At 56.3% G+C, this 15,940-nt stretch carries 13 protein-coding genes; 10 read left to right on the top strand and 3 right to left on the bottom strand.

Annotated elements, in window-relative coordinates; genetic code table 11:
• Positions 1–22 precede the first annotated feature (22 nt).
• The 3 genes from JP75_RS19825 to JP75_RS19810 all read left to right on the top strand — a co-directional run bounded on the left by JP75_RS19825 (position 23) and on the right by JP75_RS19810 (position 8,143).
• Positions 23–3,631 (top strand): hypothetical protein, encoded by a 3,609-nt coding sequence (locus JP75_RS19825; RefSeq protein ID WP_035086265.1) that lies wholly within the window; start codon positions 23–25, stop codon positions 3,629–3,631.
• 428 nt (positions 3,632–4,059) lie between these two features.
• Complete coding sequence (locus JP75_RS19815; RefSeq protein WP_035086263.1) at positions 4,060–4,860, top strand: hypothetical protein; 801 nt, start codon at positions 4,060–4,062, stop codon at positions 4,858–4,860.
• On the top strand, positions 4,853–8,143 hold the full coding sequence (locus JP75_RS19810; RefSeq protein WP_035086262.1) for a DEAD/DEAH box helicase: 3,291 nt from the start codon (positions 4,853–4,855) through the stop codon (positions 8,141–8,143). The genes JP75_RS19815 and JP75_RS19810 overlap by 8 nt, the downstream gene beginning before the upstream one ends.
• Positions 8,144–8,307: 164 nt before the next feature.
• Here JP75_RS19810 and JP75_RS26340 read toward each other — a convergent pair whose 3' ends face one another.
• The 3 genes from JP75_RS26340 to JP75_RS19795 all read right to left on the bottom strand — a co-directional run bounded on the left by JP75_RS26340 (position 8,308) and on the right by JP75_RS19795 (position 10,271).
• Entirely contained in the window at positions 8,308–9,576 is a 1,269-nt protein-coding gene (locus tag JP75_RS26340; protein ID WP_152565920.1) for a hypothetical protein, read from the bottom strand.
• 111 nt (positions 9,577–9,687) lie between these two features.
• On the bottom strand, positions 9,688–10,020 hold the full coding sequence (locus tag JP75_RS19800; protein ID WP_035086260.1) for a DUF3768 domain-containing protein: 333 nt from the start codon (positions 10,018–10,020) through the stop codon (positions 9,688–9,690).
• A complete protein-coding gene (locus JP75_RS19795; RefSeq protein ID WP_035086258.1) occupies positions 10,017–10,271 on the bottom strand; it encodes a hypothetical protein in 255 nt (84 codons plus the stop codon). The genes JP75_RS19800 and JP75_RS19795 overlap by 4 nt, the downstream gene beginning before the upstream one ends.
• A gap of 259 nt (positions 10,272–10,530) precedes the next feature.
• Here JP75_RS19795 and JP75_RS19790 point away from each other — a divergent pair, with 259 nt between their 5' ends.
• From JP75_RS19790 to JP75_RS19760, 7 genes are all read left to right on the top strand, one after another.
• Positions 10,531–11,256 (top strand): hypothetical protein, encoded by a 726-nt coding sequence (locus JP75_RS19790; RefSeq protein WP_152565919.1) that lies wholly within the window; start codon positions 10,531–10,533, stop codon positions 11,254–11,256.
• Between the two features lie 78 nt (positions 11,257–11,334).
• On the top strand, positions 11,335–12,585 hold the full coding sequence (locus JP75_RS19785; protein WP_035086254.1) for a hypothetical protein: 1,251 nt from the start codon (positions 11,335–11,337) through the stop codon (positions 12,583–12,585).
• A complete protein-coding gene (locus tag JP75_RS19780; protein WP_035086252.1) occupies positions 12,582–13,106 on the top strand; it encodes a hypothetical protein in 525 nt (174 codons plus the stop codon). Before JP75_RS19785 ends, JP75_RS19780 begins: the two co-directional genes overlap by 4 nt.
• Positions 13,103–14,812, top strand: a complete 1,710-nt coding sequence (locus JP75_RS19775; RefSeq protein ID WP_035086250.1) for a type IV secretory system conjugative DNA transfer family protein — start codon at positions 13,103–13,105, stop codon at positions 14,810–14,812. Before JP75_RS19780 ends, JP75_RS19775 begins: the two co-directional genes overlap by 4 nt.
• Positions 14,805–15,056: a hypothetical protein gene (locus JP75_RS19770; protein ID WP_035086248.1), complete on the top strand. Its 252-nt coding sequence runs from the start codon at positions 14,805–14,807 to the stop codon at positions 15,054–15,056. The genes JP75_RS19775 and JP75_RS19770 overlap by 8 nt, the downstream gene beginning before the upstream one ends.
• A complete protein-coding gene (locus tag JP75_RS19765; protein ID WP_035086246.1) occupies positions 15,049–15,510 on the top strand; it encodes a hypothetical protein in 462 nt (153 codons plus the stop codon). Before JP75_RS19770 ends, JP75_RS19765 begins: the two co-directional genes overlap by 8 nt.
• Entirely contained in the window at positions 15,507–15,938 is a 432-nt protein-coding gene (locus tag JP75_RS19760; protein ID WP_035086245.1) for a hypothetical protein, read from the top strand. The genes JP75_RS19765 and JP75_RS19760 overlap by 4 nt, the downstream gene beginning before the upstream one ends.
• Positions 15,939–15,940 lie beyond the last annotated feature (2 nt).

Raw genomic sequence — 15,940 nt, 5'->3', positions numbered from 1 at the left:
CAATACGAGCTAAGATACTGGCGTGGAAAGCCGAACAACCAAAGCACTCGCAGAAATCACCGACGAAGGGCTCTTCGAGCGAATAGCGACTTCTGTCCTCCGTCTACGGACCGACTATGAAGGGCTGTCGCACCCCGGCATTACAGCAGGCGGTAAGACGAGAAAGTCTCCCGTCGATGGGGTTACATATATCGGCAATCACGTTCTGATTGCCCATCACACGACAACCGCTCAGAATAAACTTCGCGACAAATGGCTGCTAGATCCAACTAAAATCGTCCGTCGACCCAAGACGCGCTCTCCCCTTCCCGAGCCGGGCGACTTTCATAAGACCCTGAAGCTAGTCAGGAGTGAGCGGCAATCTAATCCTAATCTACTGGCCACGCTCATCCTAACGACGAACACCGAGCCCGACCATGACCTGCTTCGTCAAATTATGGGGCACGGACGAGACCATGAAATCAGCATCGACGTATGGTCGCTTTCGAGAATCGCTGCAGTTCTGGACACCAATCCTACTGGCCAATTTATACGCAGTAAGCTGTTAGGAATCGACGAAGAGCTTTTGTCGATCGAGTTGCTCGACGAGCTATCAGACGCAAGCCTGCGAGCATTCTCCGCTGGGGATATTGCGGACACCCGGGTTAGTAGACAGCTAGACGATCAACTTAGTGACAGTCGAGAGCAGATTACGTTCCTTGTGGGCGAGTCTGGAACTGGAAAGACGGTGGCTTGTCACAAACATCTCGAAGCGCATCGGGCAAGCGGTGGGCTCTCCTTCGTTGTATCCCATAGCGCGGTTGAACAATCACACACCTTCGACCAAGCGCTTACTGCGACACTGCGCGCTTTCAAACCTTCGCTTTCTGACGACCGCGCGCCGTCGACCCTTTTTTCGCCGGACAAACCAGCGATAGTTCTGGTCGAAGACGTCAACCTTTCGAGGGAGCCACAACGCTTAATAGAGAAGATATCTGGTTGGAACGAGGGCCAGCGCGTCGGTGCTTGGAAGATCTTATGCCCAGTCTGGCCTCATGTATTTGCGGGTGTCAGGAGCCAACTAAAGAAGCAAACCATAGCCCAGGAAATGCGCGCAGCTCCTATGTCCACGCAAGAATGTTCGTCAGCAATCTTGCTTCGCGCGATTCAATCCGGCGTTCACCTAAACAAGCATCAAGCTGAGGTCATCGCACGGGCGTTAGGAAACGACCCCCTTCTTATTGCACTCAATCAAGATTGGACTAGTCCAACCGCTGATGCAGCCATTACATCATATGTCGAGGCCGCTTTAGCTAGCGTGCAAGCGAATGCTGGCTTACTCAGCGCGGTTGCATACCAAGCTCTTATTGAGCTTGGCGAGGCCATGCTCGCCCATCGTCAATTTGACATCGATTGGCCCGCGATAACGGCATGGAAGCTTTCAAGTCAGAGCATTGACGCCCTGAGCAAAATCGCTTTGAGCAATGACATCCTTCGGGTCGAGCCTTTGGCCGCCGGGTCAAAAGTAAAATTCCGTCATGATCGAGTTCGCGAGTGGATTTTGGTCAAGGCAGCGGTGAACTTACATCGCAACGCCTCACTATCTGACGAACTTATCGCTGACCCTTCCTTGGCAGAGGTTATCGCTGGATTGATCGTGAATGTTGGTCCTGACGCCAGCTTTATTAAGCGCATCTGTTCACTCAATCCGCTTTCCGTGTTTCATGCAGTGCGCATCGGTATCAAGGACGATACGCTAGCTGAGAGGCTGTTCAGCGTAGCCGGAGACTGGCTCAAAATCGCAGGCAATCGCGGACGAGCAACCCAAGAGCTTAGGTGGCAGTGCCTCACAAGTCTGACGAACGTTGCTAGCCCCCAAGTGCTAGAGCTGATTTCTCTATTCCCATCGAAATGGATTCCGGGACAAATAGCGCGGTTGCACAATGGTGATGCCGGCGGCGGCATTGAACTGTGCATGACGGTCGAAATACACACTGCGACAGCTTGGCTTGGGGCCGCCGTAGAAAATGCACTGGCTACCCATCCAGACAAGTTGATAGCTGATGTAGTCACCGCGATTGAGCGGTGTCATTTCCAAGACCCAAAATACTGCGGAGGTCTCCTGACTTTTGCGGGCGTCCTTGGCTCTCCGAAGCTTGGTAATTCTCTCTTTAGTATGTGGGAGCGAGACACAAATCGTGGCGCGCGACTGGATTCCTACCTTTGGGCACTAATGCGGTGTGCAACAGAAGATCAAGCAGCGCCTATGTTGGAAGGTGTATGTCACGAATGGGCGCTCCTACCCGAAAGTAATGACGGCTCGAAACCGTCTCCAAAAGATGATCTCGCAAGCCACTCGGTACGATGGGCCGTTGAACGAGCAATCCCTGTGGCTGCCCTGGACTACTTGATTGAGCGCGCTGCGAAGCCCGATCTTTCTTGGCAAATCGAGTATCTTTTTCATGGCACCGACCACCCAAAAGCGGTTGTGTTTCAAGTCCGCAAGAGCGCGGAAAGGAGGCGGCGTTCCCTGGACCATTATTCGGTCAACAACCGAGCACGCGACCACTGGCGCTTTACCAAAGATCGCCAACAATCGGCTATGTCAGTAGAGTCAAAAATTGCTCTGTGCTCAATTTGGCAGAACTGTCAGGAAGAAGAAAACTTACGAATTGCAGCTTTTGACCTATGGGCCGTCAACTCCAGCAGATCGGACGAGGCGATCCTGAATGTCTATAAGGAAGATGTCACCCTATCTGATCGGATCTTTAAGCGAAGATTGGAGCTCGGTTGCTCCGACACGATTCCCGAACTGATTGCCGCGATTGAGCGAGGTGATACACATTATTGGCACTATGCGAGGTATGTTTGGTCACCCGAACTGTACGAAGCGTTGGATCGTTCACTAGCCAGACTATCGACCGAACGTGATCAGAACAAAATTGAGAATGCCGGTTATACTATAACTGGCGTTCTTTTGCGCCTTTCACCTTCAGATGCAGAACCCCTTTTACAGCGTTATTGGGATTCACTTGGAACTACCCCCAATTTCGTCAAAGCGGCCTTATATTTCGGCACTCCTTCGCTCTTATCCGCAGCGGATAGCGTCATTAAATCGCATCCGGAACCGCCCTCCTTGCTCAATCATCTATGCATGACCTACGGTGTTCGAACCGAGGGAGAGGTTGGCATCAACCGAGAGCACCAGGTCTTGGTATTGAAACCTTATTTATCCCTGATTTCGAATTCAGATCTGCGCAGTCTCAGCGAAGCTTGCAACGACAACGGTTGGTACAAGCTACGCATGGATTTGTTCGACCCACTATTGGGCGAGACCTCCCTGGGCGAACGAGAGCGACTGGAGAAAGGGTTGAAGGAGTATTCTAAAAAATACCAGGCGGGCCCGATCGAATGGGATATTGAGCGGCTGACTAAGAGAGGCGTTTCCTGGGAGGTAGTGGCAGGTTATCTAGAGGAATGGCTCAAGACCGAAAGTCGGCAACAAGCACTGGACGTGGTGGCGCGCGGAATAAGGACATTCGGGCAGCGGCGCGACATAGATCGCCTTCGAGCATGGCCGGGTGAAGACTCCAGCTATTTGGAAGATGTTATCGCGGACACACGGTTTGCGGTGTTTCGTAGAGTTTCGTAGCGGAGCCGCTCGAGGCCGGACCTGATCCGCCTAAAGCGAAAGACGCAGCGGATCGCCGCCGTCGGGCTCGCCGTCAAGGACCGGCAACCATTTCAGCGGCTTCTCAGTGGCAATCAACACAAGGTGCAACGGGAGGGCGAGGTGGTCCACCTCGTCGCACATGAGATCATCGACCTCTCTGCCGACCTTGCCCGGATCGGGGATAGATCAGGTAGCATGCAGATTCACGAGGGACGCGACGACGAGGTGCGCATCGGCGGACCGCGCCCGATAGCCGAGACCGACCGCCCCAGCTGCGCGACATCTATATTCCCGATCTACATATTGACCGGTTTAAGGTGAAGTCACGGAATTTCCACTGAGAATTAGCGAAACCTCAACGACTTTCTTTAGGCGCCACAATACCCTAGACTACTCTGGGGGAAGAAATGACGCTCAAGCTTACGCCTATAGTCCACGGGGAGCTCTGCAACGGAGTCCGGTGGGAAGTAGAAGATATAGACTTACTCGCCGAGAGTGTGGCGAGAGTGGCGATGGGACAATACCGCCACGTATCCAAAATTTTGGAGGGTCTGGCGGGAGAGCCACCTCGAAGTTCTCAACAACACGCGAACGACGCCAAGTTGAAGCTAGAGCTGGCTGCTGACGGCTCGCCTTGGCATCGCGACGGGTGGATTTTTCAAGTCTTGTCGTGGATGGCGGCGCTTCAGCAGCAAGGCAAGAATACCGTTAGCCAAGCACCACATATCTACAAAGCCCACAAAGGATTTGACGGGATACAGCTTGAACTGGCGGATGATCAGAAAACAGTGAAGGCGATAGTTATCTTCGAGGATAAAGCGACCGACAATCCACGCGATACTATCAGAGATGAAGTTTGGCCCGATATCGTTGATTTAGAGCAAGGGAAACGTGTGGGTGAATTGACGAGCGAGGCGACCACCCTGCTTGCTCTGAACCAGATTAGATTCCCCAACATGGATGTTGATCAGGCCATCGATACGATCATTTGGCAGGAAATGCGGCGCTACAGGGTAAGCATCACGACGAGTGCAACGCACTCCTCCGACAAAGCCCGTATGCGGCTCTTTGACGGGTTCGACGTAAAGGCTTTGGGGGACCGGTCACGCCGAACCGGGGAAACAATGCACTTTGACGACCTGCGTGTTTGGATGGCCGAATTTGTCGACTTGGTCGCCAAAAAAATCGATGAGGTGGCCAATGTTTGATGAGATCACATCCAGGATTATTTCGTCATCGCCAGCGCTTACCGGTCTCGACCTCGACGCTCTTCCTAAGCGGCTGACCGAAGCGTACGCAGACATTGTCACCGCTCGAATTACCCTGCGGCAAGCTGGTAGCGGCGCCTCAGCGCGTCTTTCGGAGACAGTCTCGGAGTTGCGCCGGCTAGCGGCAGCTCACGAAGCTCATGTCGCTCTCCATCCAGATTATCAGACAAGAGTGGCCGCTGCTTTTGTTGCCGCTTCCGCTCACCAGGCCGTGTTGTTGGCAAAGTCTGAATCGGAACGCAATGCATCGTTTCTATCGGGCTCAGGGATCGCGCCTGAGGTTTCTGCCAGTCTCCTCTTCCTCGCCGCAGACGCTCATGCCGATGCCGCAGAGTGCGCGAAGAGGATCGTGGTGGACGGCGGCTCCGAGGGCACCGTTATCGGACGACTGCTAACCTCCATCCGTTTGTTGTGCCAAGGTCGTCTTGATGCTGTCCGGCAACTGGACATTCCCACACCGACATCCGAAGAGCGTGCGGAACGAGCGATCGAATTTTTGTATCTTGAACTATACAAAGGAGTTCAGAGCCTCTCGGCAAGAATCCTCAGCCGTATCGACGTCCCGGTCGCCGCGGGCGGGATAGAGCCCGCCTCGAATACCTTCAATAGAGTCCGGGAATTAAGCAGTGCGGACCTCAGTGACGCCGTTGCCGATCACGCGATATTCAGCACTTTCTCCGGCCCTTCACATCTAGCGAATTTGCTGCTGGCGGTAGATCGTGACTTAGGAGGGTCCGCACTTGCGAGAACACCGCCACCCAAGGGAGTGGATGGGAACAGCTGGTGGAACATTCTGCGGAGGATGGCCAGGAAGCGCCCTTATCTATGGCGCAATCACCGCGACGCAATCGCAAGCGGATACTTGGAGCCGGGAATCTCAGCAGCAATCAGCTTTCCAACGGGTGGCGGGAAGTCGACCCTGGCGGAGCTAAAGGTGGCCGCGTCGCTCCTTAGGAAGAAAAAAGTAGTCTTTCTCGTTCCTACACACGCGCTGGTGGATCAAACTACCCGAGCACTTAAGGAAACATTCTCGGACTTTGAAATTATCGGCGACGTCGAAGATGAAACGTCTGCAGCCGAGCTTATAGAGTTGCCAGAAGTGATAGTGACGACGCCAGAACGTTGTCTGATGATACTCTCATCACAACCAGAGGCGTTTACCGATCTCGGTCTTGTGGCGTTCGATGAATGCCATCTCTTACACCCGAGAGAAATCGAAAAGAGCCGGCGCAGCGTCGATTCGATGCTCGCCGTGTTGAACCTCGCCGCGGCTGCTAAAGGCGCAGATTTTCTTCTCTTGTCAGCGATGATGAAGAACGCAGAGGAGATATCTGGTTGGATCGCCATGTTAACCGAACGTCCCTGCCTGCCCTTGAATATTGCGTGGAAGCCCACGCGGCAGGTTCGCGGGTGCGTCGTGTACTCATCTTCCGCCATCGACAGCTTGAACGATGTCCTTGCGGCCGCCAGACTAGATCACCCCAAGACAAACAACTTACCTGTCAAGATTGCACGTACTCTCAATGCGCGACCGTACGGCTTTTTCAGCTTACGGCAGACATGGGCTTCGCAGGATCGAAACGACTACGCACTGCTCAGTCTGTTTCAGGACGAACATCGGCTCTCAACCGGAAAGGGAACGCGGGGCTGGTATCTAACCCCTAATGGAAACCACACAGGGGCTATTCTGGCAGCGTCGTCCTCGAAGGGAGGAATGAAAACTCTTCTATTCGTACAAACTGTTCCATGGGCCGAGTCCGCTGCCGCAGAGGTGAGGCAAGAACTCAGTGCCCCCCCTGTCCTTCTCACTGACGAAGAGGCAGCGACAATTAAGTTGGCCGAAGAAGAGATGGGAGGCCGACAGTACCTGTACACGCCGCTAGATGAGGAAGGGGCATTGCTTGGTCGGGCAGTGACTCATCATTCCATGCTGCTGCGCGAAGAGCGATCCGTGCATGAGTCTCTATTCAAACGGAATAGCGGCGTAAACGTACTGGTCGCCACATCGACAGTGGCACAGGGCATGAATTTCCCTGCTGAAGTGGTCTTGATATCTGGCGACAGTCGGTTTGATCCGTCAGAGAACAAGCTCGCCCAATTAGAGGCCCATGAGCTGCTGAATGCCGCGGGGCGCGCAGGGCGCGCCGGCGAAAGTTCGCAAGGTCTTGTCCTGGTAGTCCCCAGCCGGGTTGTTAGCTTTGACGATAAAACAAACCTGATCAGCTCTCATTGGATGACGCTGCAGTCAATATTTTCGCAAAGTGACCAATGTCTCGATATTGAAGATCCGCTTACCCGCCTTCTTGATGACATTCATGCGGGAACCTTCGGGAGTGGGATGCCAGCTTACCTCTTGAGTAGGCTCCCCCATGTCGAAAATGATGATCCCAAAGGCGATCAGAAATTTCAGACACTGCTTCGCGGATCCTTTGCCGCGTTCAAGGCGAAGGCGCGGGGCGATGATAGCTGGGTGACGACAAGGATCGAAACCGCACGGGCAGCGCGGAAATCCATGGTACCAGACGGCAATCCTACTTGGCTCGAAAGCGTGGCGGGTTTGACTGGTGTACCCGTTGCAGTGCTACAGGAGCTCAACGCCCTATTTCCAGACGAGGGCCTTGAAATCGAAACTATGGAGGCGATTGATCGGATCTTTTCTTGGTTGGAAAAGAATCCCCTTCACCTATTCTCACTGGTGAGGCCAGAAAACGTCGATGACTTGTTTGGAACCAGCTACGAGAAGTTAGACTCAGACATAGATCGAGCAAATATGGCGCTCCCTGTGATCCACGAACTCCTGAGGCTCTGGATGATGGGGCTACCACTAAGCTCTCTCGAGGCAATTTATCCTGATAGACCTGATACGAGTAGGTGCAAACATGCCCGGCACTTCTCGTTGCGTCTTGTGCCGGACCTCGCCTTCGCGGCAGGCCTTCCAGGACGCTTGGTCACCGCACGCCGCCAAATGGATCCCAATAGTCTGCCGATTGGCTTGATTCTGGAGACGTTGGGCACTTGCGTTAAGGAGGGGGCTGATAGTCCAGAAGTGCTGTCCGCTCGAATTGCCTTGGGCCGGGGGATTTCACGCCCTGCGGCGCGAGCGCGATACGAAGAACTTGCGGGACTTTTTGCGCCGCGCGAGGCGGACGAAACTTTCGAAGAAACACTTCATCGTTTTCGGCAAGCAAGAGTACTTGAAGGTTTCTCGTCACTGGAGGATTGACGGGGGGATGCAACGGGGGGCGCAGCGCCCCCCTTGCAGGTTCATCGCAGATGCACCGTTTCTTCGCGCTGTATGACAGCGCACATCTTGCGGTACGCATTCTTTCTTTACTTTCCCTAATCTGGACTGGCTTGAACCGCCGAGGCCAGCCATCTGGCGCAACCTCAATCGGAGATCGGCACGCATTCCGGGAACGCCCGCATATGTCGCTCCGAGATGTAGCAATCATAGTGACCCACAAAGCCAATTTCGCTCAGCAGTATCCGCGTGATGAGTTCTCTGACGAGGATAATTTGGGGCCAAATGCTGCTGTCACCGGGAATCGTGCCACGGTGAACGATCTCATTTCGCAACCTTACCAAACCAACGATTGTTGGGCCGTCGAAGTCCGCGCGTGAGATACCATACTCGTCAAAGAGCGCGTCTATTTTTTCGCCGAACGACTTCGAGTTGATGCCCGCGATGCGACCCTTCAGAATCGCCATGGCCTCTTTCGACAGGCCGTCGGCACCATCAATGACCTGATCAATCGCTGAACGGAGCGGCGCGAAGGTTTGCTTGGGAATGATCGTGCCGCGCCGTTCCCCAAGCTGACTTTCGATAATTGCTTCAAGTGCGGTCATGCCGGTGAAGAAGCGAATTTCGTCGAACGTCGTTTCGGCATGCATCCACACCATCGCCGTCCACAAGGTCTCGGGCAGCGGCCCTTTATCAAAAAACCGGTCGGCAAGGGCTTGGATAAATGGCCCATGATTCAGATAGGGGAAAACGGCGAACTCAGCCGCGGACCCTTGGCCAGCATAGAATTTGGCCTCGGTGAGATCGCCTGAGGCGTATTCCACGATCGGAACCTGGAGGCGTCCGCCATGGGCCAGTGCCATCCCCTGATGCAGGTGCTTCAGAAGCCCATCGGCATCCTCCCGCCAAGTCGGACCAGGTGAGCCAGTTGCGGCCTGAACAACTAAGCTACCGGAAAGCGAATCCTGCGTCTCGGGGCGGTCCGCCCCGTACACCGCAACGTCGCCAAGCGGGGTTTTGACAAGGGAATTCCTAAATGACCTAAAGGACCGGAGCCACAACTGCAGGCAGGGCCTTGCAACGGGGTTCAAACGCGGAAGAGTTACAGTGGCGACGTTCGCACCAAAGTTTACGGTGAGACCTTCCGCGCCGGAACCGTGGCCAAGAAGGTATACACTTTCGGAGGAAACACTCTTCCCGGTGGTGCTTTCTGCATACAGATGAAAGTGCTCTCTTTCTTGCCCGGGCCGCCCACCGGCCCGAACGACTTGCATATAGTGTCTGGGATCCATGGGCTCGGGTTCAAACACTAAGCGCCCGTCGGCTCCCGCACTCAGTTGGAACCCTAGCGGCAGTGCGTGTCCCCCCACAGTGAGGGTGCCAGCGTAACGGTCTTTCTCTAAGATGTCGGTCATGCTCTCAAATTGTCATCACGTGCTCAACTTCGCAAACTGTCAATTTGAGGGGACCCGTGGGCCTATCCGCAATGGAATAGAACGCCGCCAAATCTTGCGGCGGCGTTCCTGTTAGTACTCGCTGGCGAGCATTATCGTCAGCACGCGCGTGGTTTTCTTGGCGTCAGCCGGATCTTCCGAGCCGCCGTCAAGGGTGCCGTTATAGTAGTCGATCTTCCAGAAGACCCTGCCCGCGCCTGCGACTTCGAATGCTCCGAAGTCGCGCTCCCCGTAGGGATCGTTGTCGGTCGAGAAGTTGCTGAACGACTGCACCCGCGAAAGAACTTCGGCACGTCGGTCGTCATCCAGTGAAGCGATCCCTTCGGTGAGCACCACCTTCCCTGTGAGGAAGGTGGCACGCAGCAGATCGTTGAGCTTCGCGATCTGTTCGGTGCGAGAGCTCATTTCGAGCCCTCGCTGTCGCCATCGCGGGGCTCCAGCGGCGGAACCAGGAAGATGACACCCTGACGCTGTGTAAGCTCGATCGGGATGATGTCGAGGGTTAGGATCGCGCCCTTCTTGTCGCCGCGACGGGGCCAGACGGCACCGATCTCCTTTGGGCGGGCCAGAATGTCGTTGCCGTTCTCGTCCTTGCCGGTAATGCGGGCGAAGCTGACCTGGAACATCGGTCGTTCGTTATTGGATTTCGTGTTCATGATATTTCCTTTCGGTTATGGGCTGGACCATCCAGCCGATGCGCGAGAAGGACCGGGCACTAGGGCGAACGGGTCATGGAGAACACGGGAGGACCTTTAGGTCCGAATGGAGCGGGCCCGACATTGATCCCTGAGAACGGGATCGGTAGGCGCACTCGGATACTGGCTGGATGGTCTTCCGGCCGTTAGGAATTCATCGATCGCTGCACCAATAGGACCGATTGTGGTATAAGGCGTGGCTTTAACTGGAGGCTGAAAAGTGACCGAAAACAAGCTCCCAGGAAGGGGTTCCAAGGATATCCCTAATGCGCCGGACACGCGGCAAAAACTCATGAACCGGGCCTCCCTCCGGGGCGAACGGCAACCAAGTCCAGATGGCCGTGCCGCCCTTGAAAGCTTTCGCAAACGCCCCAAAAAGGCAGTCGCATTTGATCACCCATCCCTGATGGTAAATCTAGTGTTTGTCGAAACAGATGAAGCTGGAATGCCAAATGATATTGAGAAATTCGCCAGAGACATCAATCTAGCCTCGAAGTATTTACACATTGATGAAATAAATTACGCCGTAGTTTCAACGGCATACAGACAAATATTGCAGATTCGATTTTGGAACGATAAGAACAAAATCGTAAAGACTGTTACATTTAAGAATGGAGACGTGCCAAGCGATTTACTTGGACGCACAGATAAGTCCATTTTGGATAACGAATTCGACAAAAGCGCGCCGCGTCAATCAGAGCAGGGGCAAGAGCAGACCGGGCTGGCCGTTAATGAGCCACCGGCGGACCGTCGTCGGCGCACAACCCCCCTTTCGAATCCTGAGAAGCCGCGATGGGCGGAAGAGAATCGTTCCAAGCAACAAGTTAAGCTCCGTTTAGCTCCGGCCTTGGCCGAAGCAGCTGAGGCTAGAGCCCAAAGCAAAGGCGTCACCCGGAACGAGTGGATTGAAGGTCTGATTATCAAAGAGCTGGGTATCGAACCCTAGAAATCAAAATGCGTGGGGACCCACTTGACATAATTGGTGGGTACCCACACATTAGGCGCACTCAACCTTGGGTGCGCCATGAAAAAGTACACGCCAATTCCTGCCGACGAGGTAGGCCACCGCGCCGAAACGGATGTCCGTCGCAGGAACAGCTACTTCTCACGCCTTCGCAAATTCGGCGAAGCCCGCTTCCGACCATCGGGCAAATCTCGTGAGGGCACCCGCCTTCACGTCACAGTCGACTACATCGAGGCCCTGACATCGATCCTTTTGATGATCGTCAGCGTCGGCATCCTTCTCCTCACTTATGCCGGCGTATCAATGCCGCTGTCGGAATCCGGAGAGGGTCTCCTCGGCAAGGCCCACGCTCTGAGCTTTGCTACCATCGTGGCTGTCCTCGCCTGGCTCGGCTGGAAGCATATCTTCAGCATCGTGCCGCGGCTGCGCAAACGCAGGATGCTCACCGGCATTTTGGCCGGTAGCATTTACGCCCTCTGCATCACCGCAATCGACGCACCGTTTTCCGTTCTTGCCCTCGGCGGCCCCACCGCTGTGAAGCTATCGATGGCGGATACGGTTGAATCCTATGAGGACATAACAACCGCCGTAGCCGGGCAGTCGAGCACGGCGGCACAGCTGGTCCCCGTGATGACATCACAGGTCGCACGCTTTGCATCACTGGCCGATGTCGAAGTCGCCACGGGCGCGCAATCAGGCAGCAAGGGCGAAGGCAAGGTGTCGGAAACCTTCCGCCAGGTCTCGACAATTCTCGGCACCCTGAGCACCGATATCCAAGGCGGCATGGCGCAGGCCAATAAGGTGCAAGGCGAGATCAGCACCACGCTTGCCGAGATGAAGAGCTACGTCTTCATTACTGGCGATATCGGAGAACGCTCGCGGGGCGTCTCCATTGCAGCCGACAAGATCGACCGCCTGCTCGCGCAAGTGCGCCAGTACGACTACGTCCTTTCGATCGAAGCGACGCTGTCGATCCTTGAAAATCTGGTGCCCGATCAGGGCGATGCCAGCAGCGATTTCGAGGCCGTCCAGAACCGCGAACTGCGTGTCATTGCGGAAATGGTGAAGCCGGTTGCCGACAGTCTGCGGCACGCTCTGGCAAACCTGGACGGCGAAGCAGTTGCGGCGCGACCCGCCCGTCCCCTCGATGCCCTTGAAGCAATCCGCGCCTATTGGGTGGCCCTGCTACCCCAGTGGATCGCGTCCATCTTCCTCGACCTTAGCCCCTTGGCACTGCTCGTGATCCAGCTCGCAGGTCGGCGCGAAGTCGAACACCTCAACAACGATCACCGCGAAGGAGCGAGCAAATGATCGGTCGTCTCTTTGGTACGAGCGTGGCGCTCTGCGTCACAGCTGTCGCCGTCGCCGGTATAGGGCTCATCGTTGCCATGGATCTCGCTGGCGAGGACCTAATTTTCGGCAGATTGGCCGCGATCTTCGGCGAGCGCGAGCCACAGGCTGCAGTGGTAGCTCCCAACCTTGAAGAAGTCCCGGCACTTGCCGGCGCCAAGGACATCACCTTCTTCAAGGAAACGCCCGTCGCAGGCTTGCCCTTCAAGGTGACGACGGGCGTGCGCTTTGCCAGCCCCGCCGATCTTGCCGGAAATCTCGTGGGCTCGCGCTGGTGCTACATCGCCGCACTAGCCGGGGATGGAGTCGAGCGCAAGATTACCCTGGCCCATCAGCAGGGCTCGAACAATCCGGTCTTTCACGGTCTGGAAGGCTTGCCGTCTCAGCAGCTTGACCTTTTCCGGCTTGGCGCGACCGCACTGGCCGCGCTCGCCAGGTCCCACTGCAATTTTGATTTTACCCTGCCGGGCGCCGAAGAATGACGCCGGTCAAGATCATCGCGAAAAGCGGGCCGGTGAATCGGCCCGTCATAGCGGCGGCGGCGCTGGGAGGCTCGGCATCACTGTTATGGCCCACTGCCCAGCACTGGCAGGATTTCGTCATGGCAGGAGCCCTTGCCTCCGGGGCTGCCATCCTGCTGATGACAGCAGGCCGCAATGTTCTGAAAGATTATCGCCTGCGCAAAAATATCGCGATTTCGCAAGACATCAGCGATAGCCACGGGTCGGCGAGAGAGGCGACGCCTGCGGAGCGCTCGGCGGCAGGTATGGATCAACCATCCGAACTGCTCGGCCTTGACCACAAGGGGCGTCCGGTATGGCGTCCCCGCTCGCTGCCGTTTTCGATCATCGAGATGCCTCCCGGCGTCGGCAAATCCATCTGCTACGTTATGACGTGGATTATCAGCCGCGCTACCGGCGGCTACTCGCTGGTGATTGCCGACCCGAAGCGAGAGCTGTTTCCTATGCTCTCTGCTGGTCTCAGGAGGCTTGGATTCGAAGTCTGGGCCGTCAATCCCGCCGGCGGCCTGCTCGGCATAGAAGGCGAAGTCGAGCTGGGTGCCTTTCAGGCAGTGATTGATGCCGTTCATGGTGAAGCGCACGAGCGTAAAAACGCGGTGCGGATAGCAATGGACTACGCGGTCATCCTTTATCCCCTCAACAACGAGGAGAAGAACCCGTACTTCGCCCACGGCAGCCGCAGGGTGCTGATCGTCGCGATCCTGAGCGAAGCATTCCTCAATCCAGCAGAGTGCACGCCCTCGGCTCTCTATTCGCTGATCGCGGACCCGATCGCCTTCAAAAAGCGGCTGGCGCTGCTCGCCTTTCAACTTGAAGGCATAGATCCCAACGACGCGCTTGTGGCATTCCTGAAGGTGGAAGCGCTCAACCTCATCGACCGCGCGAAGAAGAACGAAGAAAACTTCGGCTCGTTCGTCGAAGGCGCCAGCCAGCGCCTCTTGTCGTTCAATCCCGTCGGCCACCTCAGCGGGTACGGAGAGAGGGCATTTCACAGGCTGGGTGAGTTACGTGAGCGCCAGGTGATCGTGTTCATCATGAGCCCGCTCACCCATACGCGGGAGTTCGCGCCCCTCGTCTCGCTGCTGAACTACAATATCCTTGAAGCCTGCAAGTCGAAGCCGCACGGGCACAAGGTCCACATCGTGGCCGAGGAGGCGCTGAACTACAGGTTCAGCGAATTGACCTCGGACATGGAGACGCTGCGCGGTCTCGGTGTCAGCATGGATTTCTTCATTCAGGGGTTCGCCGGGCTTGAGAAAGCGTACGGGCGCGATGCCGCGCGCTCCATCGAGGCCTATAGCGACGTGCGGATCACCGCCGGACTGAACAGTCCGGAACGAGCCAAGGCGGTATCGGAAACCCTCTCCGATACGACGCTACGCAAACAAGATTTCTCCTACCAGAGCCACGCCCGCGAAATCAGCATCGCCACGAGCGAGTTCTCACGGCCGCTGATGAAGCCCAACGAAGTCCTCTCAATGGAGCGTGGCCACGCCTGGGTGTTCGTGCGCGGCATGAATCCCATGAAGCTTCGCATGGTCCATTACGGCGAGGTGGATTGGTGGCGTGACTACGTTGCGCCCAGTCCGATCTCGGGCACGCGGCTCTATTCCAAGCCTGTCCTCACAATTGCCCCCTATTTGAAGCCGGAGACGCAAGATGAGTAAGCGCACCCTTTGGGTCCGCCCGTCAAAGCTATTGTGGGTCGCCGTGATAACGGCAGCCCTTGGTGCGATGTGGCTTTACGGCACACCGCACATGCTCTGGAACTACCGCTACACCGGCAGCTACGAGAGCAAGTACTATACGAGCTGCGACTATGTCGGGCGCGATTCACAGACCGTCTCGCCCAGCCATGGCGATTGTCCGTTCGTCATGCTGCTGAAACCTGCGGGGGCGCTCCATGGCTAAGCAAGCTCCACCCGGCAAGGTCGTCACCGCGTCCTTCACAGCAACGACACCAAAAAGCTTCTCCCTGGCGAATGGAGACCCTGCGGCGATCACGCAACTGCGGGCTATCGAAGATAGGGCAGCGCGAGTGAAGGCCCGGGCCCGGGCCCATTTCGGCAAATACGAAGAGACCTGGGTCGTCAAAGAAAGTGTTGCCCTCTGGAAGAAGCGGGCAGGCCTCGCCGAGGTGACGCCCGCCCTTCCCACGCTGGCCAAAGAATACACGGCGCAGAGCGTGATGACGGAAGCCCGGCGTAATGTACGGGCCCGCATGACTCAGCGCCTCACAAGCATCAACGGCATTCGAACGCGGATGAGCAACTCGGTCATCCGCAACCTGCAGGCGCGCTCACCTTCGCAGAGTCAGGGACCGGGCAAAAACATCAGCCAAAAGAGAGGGAGCCCCTCGCAATGATCGATCTGCTCACCAAACTGCCGGAAAGTGCCCTCGGCATCCTCCTAGCCGGTGCGACATGGTTCGGGTTCAACTATGCGGTCCTTGCCGATCGCGCCCTGCAGCGCGAGTTGGTCGAGCCTGTCCAGGCGCTTTGTGAAGAGGCCAGCATTGCAGACACCCCTGCCCCGGTTTTGGGTTCAGGGATAGGATCCCTGCTCGGCATGCCCGAACTTGACGATCTTGAGGCACGCATCATCGATAGTGCGATGCCGGAGCCGCTCTCTCGCGCCCAGAAACTGGCGCGCTGTTCTTGCGGTGCCCTCACCACAACGAAGTTGCGCTTTGACTACGCCGTTCACACGGCAAGCTTCCGTCTCATACCTGCCACTGAGGCGGCCGCACTTCGCGAGCGCGCTGCCGTTAGCGCACTCTCCTTCTGCAAATGAGG

The organism is Devosia riboflavina (assembly GCF_000743575.1).
In the GTDB taxonomy this organism is placed as follows: domain Bacteria; phylum Pseudomonadota; class Alphaproteobacteria; order Rhizobiales; family Devosiaceae; genus Devosia; species Devosia riboflavina.
Note: the sequence above shows the minus strand (reverse complement) of the source record. Positions and strands in the feature narration are given on the sequence as shown.

Bases quoted from the DNA above. Each gene is read 5' to 3' on its own strand.
- JP75_RS19795 (WP_035086258.1), bottom strand. From the start codon at position 10,271: ATGAACACGAAATCCAATAACGAACGACCGATGTTCCAGGTCAGCTTC.
- JP75_RS19770 (WP_035086248.1), top strand. From the start codon at position 14,805: ATGAGTAAGCGCACCCTTTGGGTCCGCCCGTCAAAGCTATTGTGGGTC.
- JP75_RS19810 (WP_035086262.1), top strand. From the start codon at position 4,853: ATGTTTGATGAGATCACATCCAGGATTATTTCGTCATCGCCAGCGCTT.
- JP75_RS19760 (WP_035086245.1), top strand. From the start codon at position 15,507: ATGATCGATCTGCTCACCAAACTGCCGGAAAGTGCCCTCGGCATCCTC.
- JP75_RS19765 (WP_035086246.1), top strand. From the start codon at position 15,049: ATGGCTAAGCAAGCTCCACCCGGCAAGGTCGTCACCGCGTCCTTCACA.
- JP75_RS19780 (WP_035086252.1), top strand. From the start codon at position 12,582: ATGATCGGTCGTCTCTTTGGTACGAGCGTGGCGCTCTGCGTCACAGCT.
- JP75_RS19800 (WP_035086260.1), bottom strand. From the start codon at position 10,020: ATGAGCTCTCGCACCGAACAGATCGCGAAGCTCAACGATCTGCTGCGT.
- JP75_RS19815 (WP_035086263.1), top strand. From the start codon at position 4,060: ATGACGCTCAAGCTTACGCCTATAGTCCACGGGGAGCTCTGCAACGGA.
- JP75_RS19785 (WP_035086254.1), top strand. From the start codon at position 11,335: ATGAAAAAGTACACGCCAATTCCTGCCGACGAGGTAGGCCACCGCGCC.
- JP75_RS19775 (WP_035086250.1), top strand. From the start codon at position 13,103: ATGACGCCGGTCAAGATCATCGCGAAAAGCGGGCCGGTGAATCGGCCC.
- JP75_RS26340 (WP_152565920.1), bottom strand. From the start codon at position 9,576: ATGACCGACATCTTAGAGAAAGACCGTTACGCTGGCACCCTCACTGTG.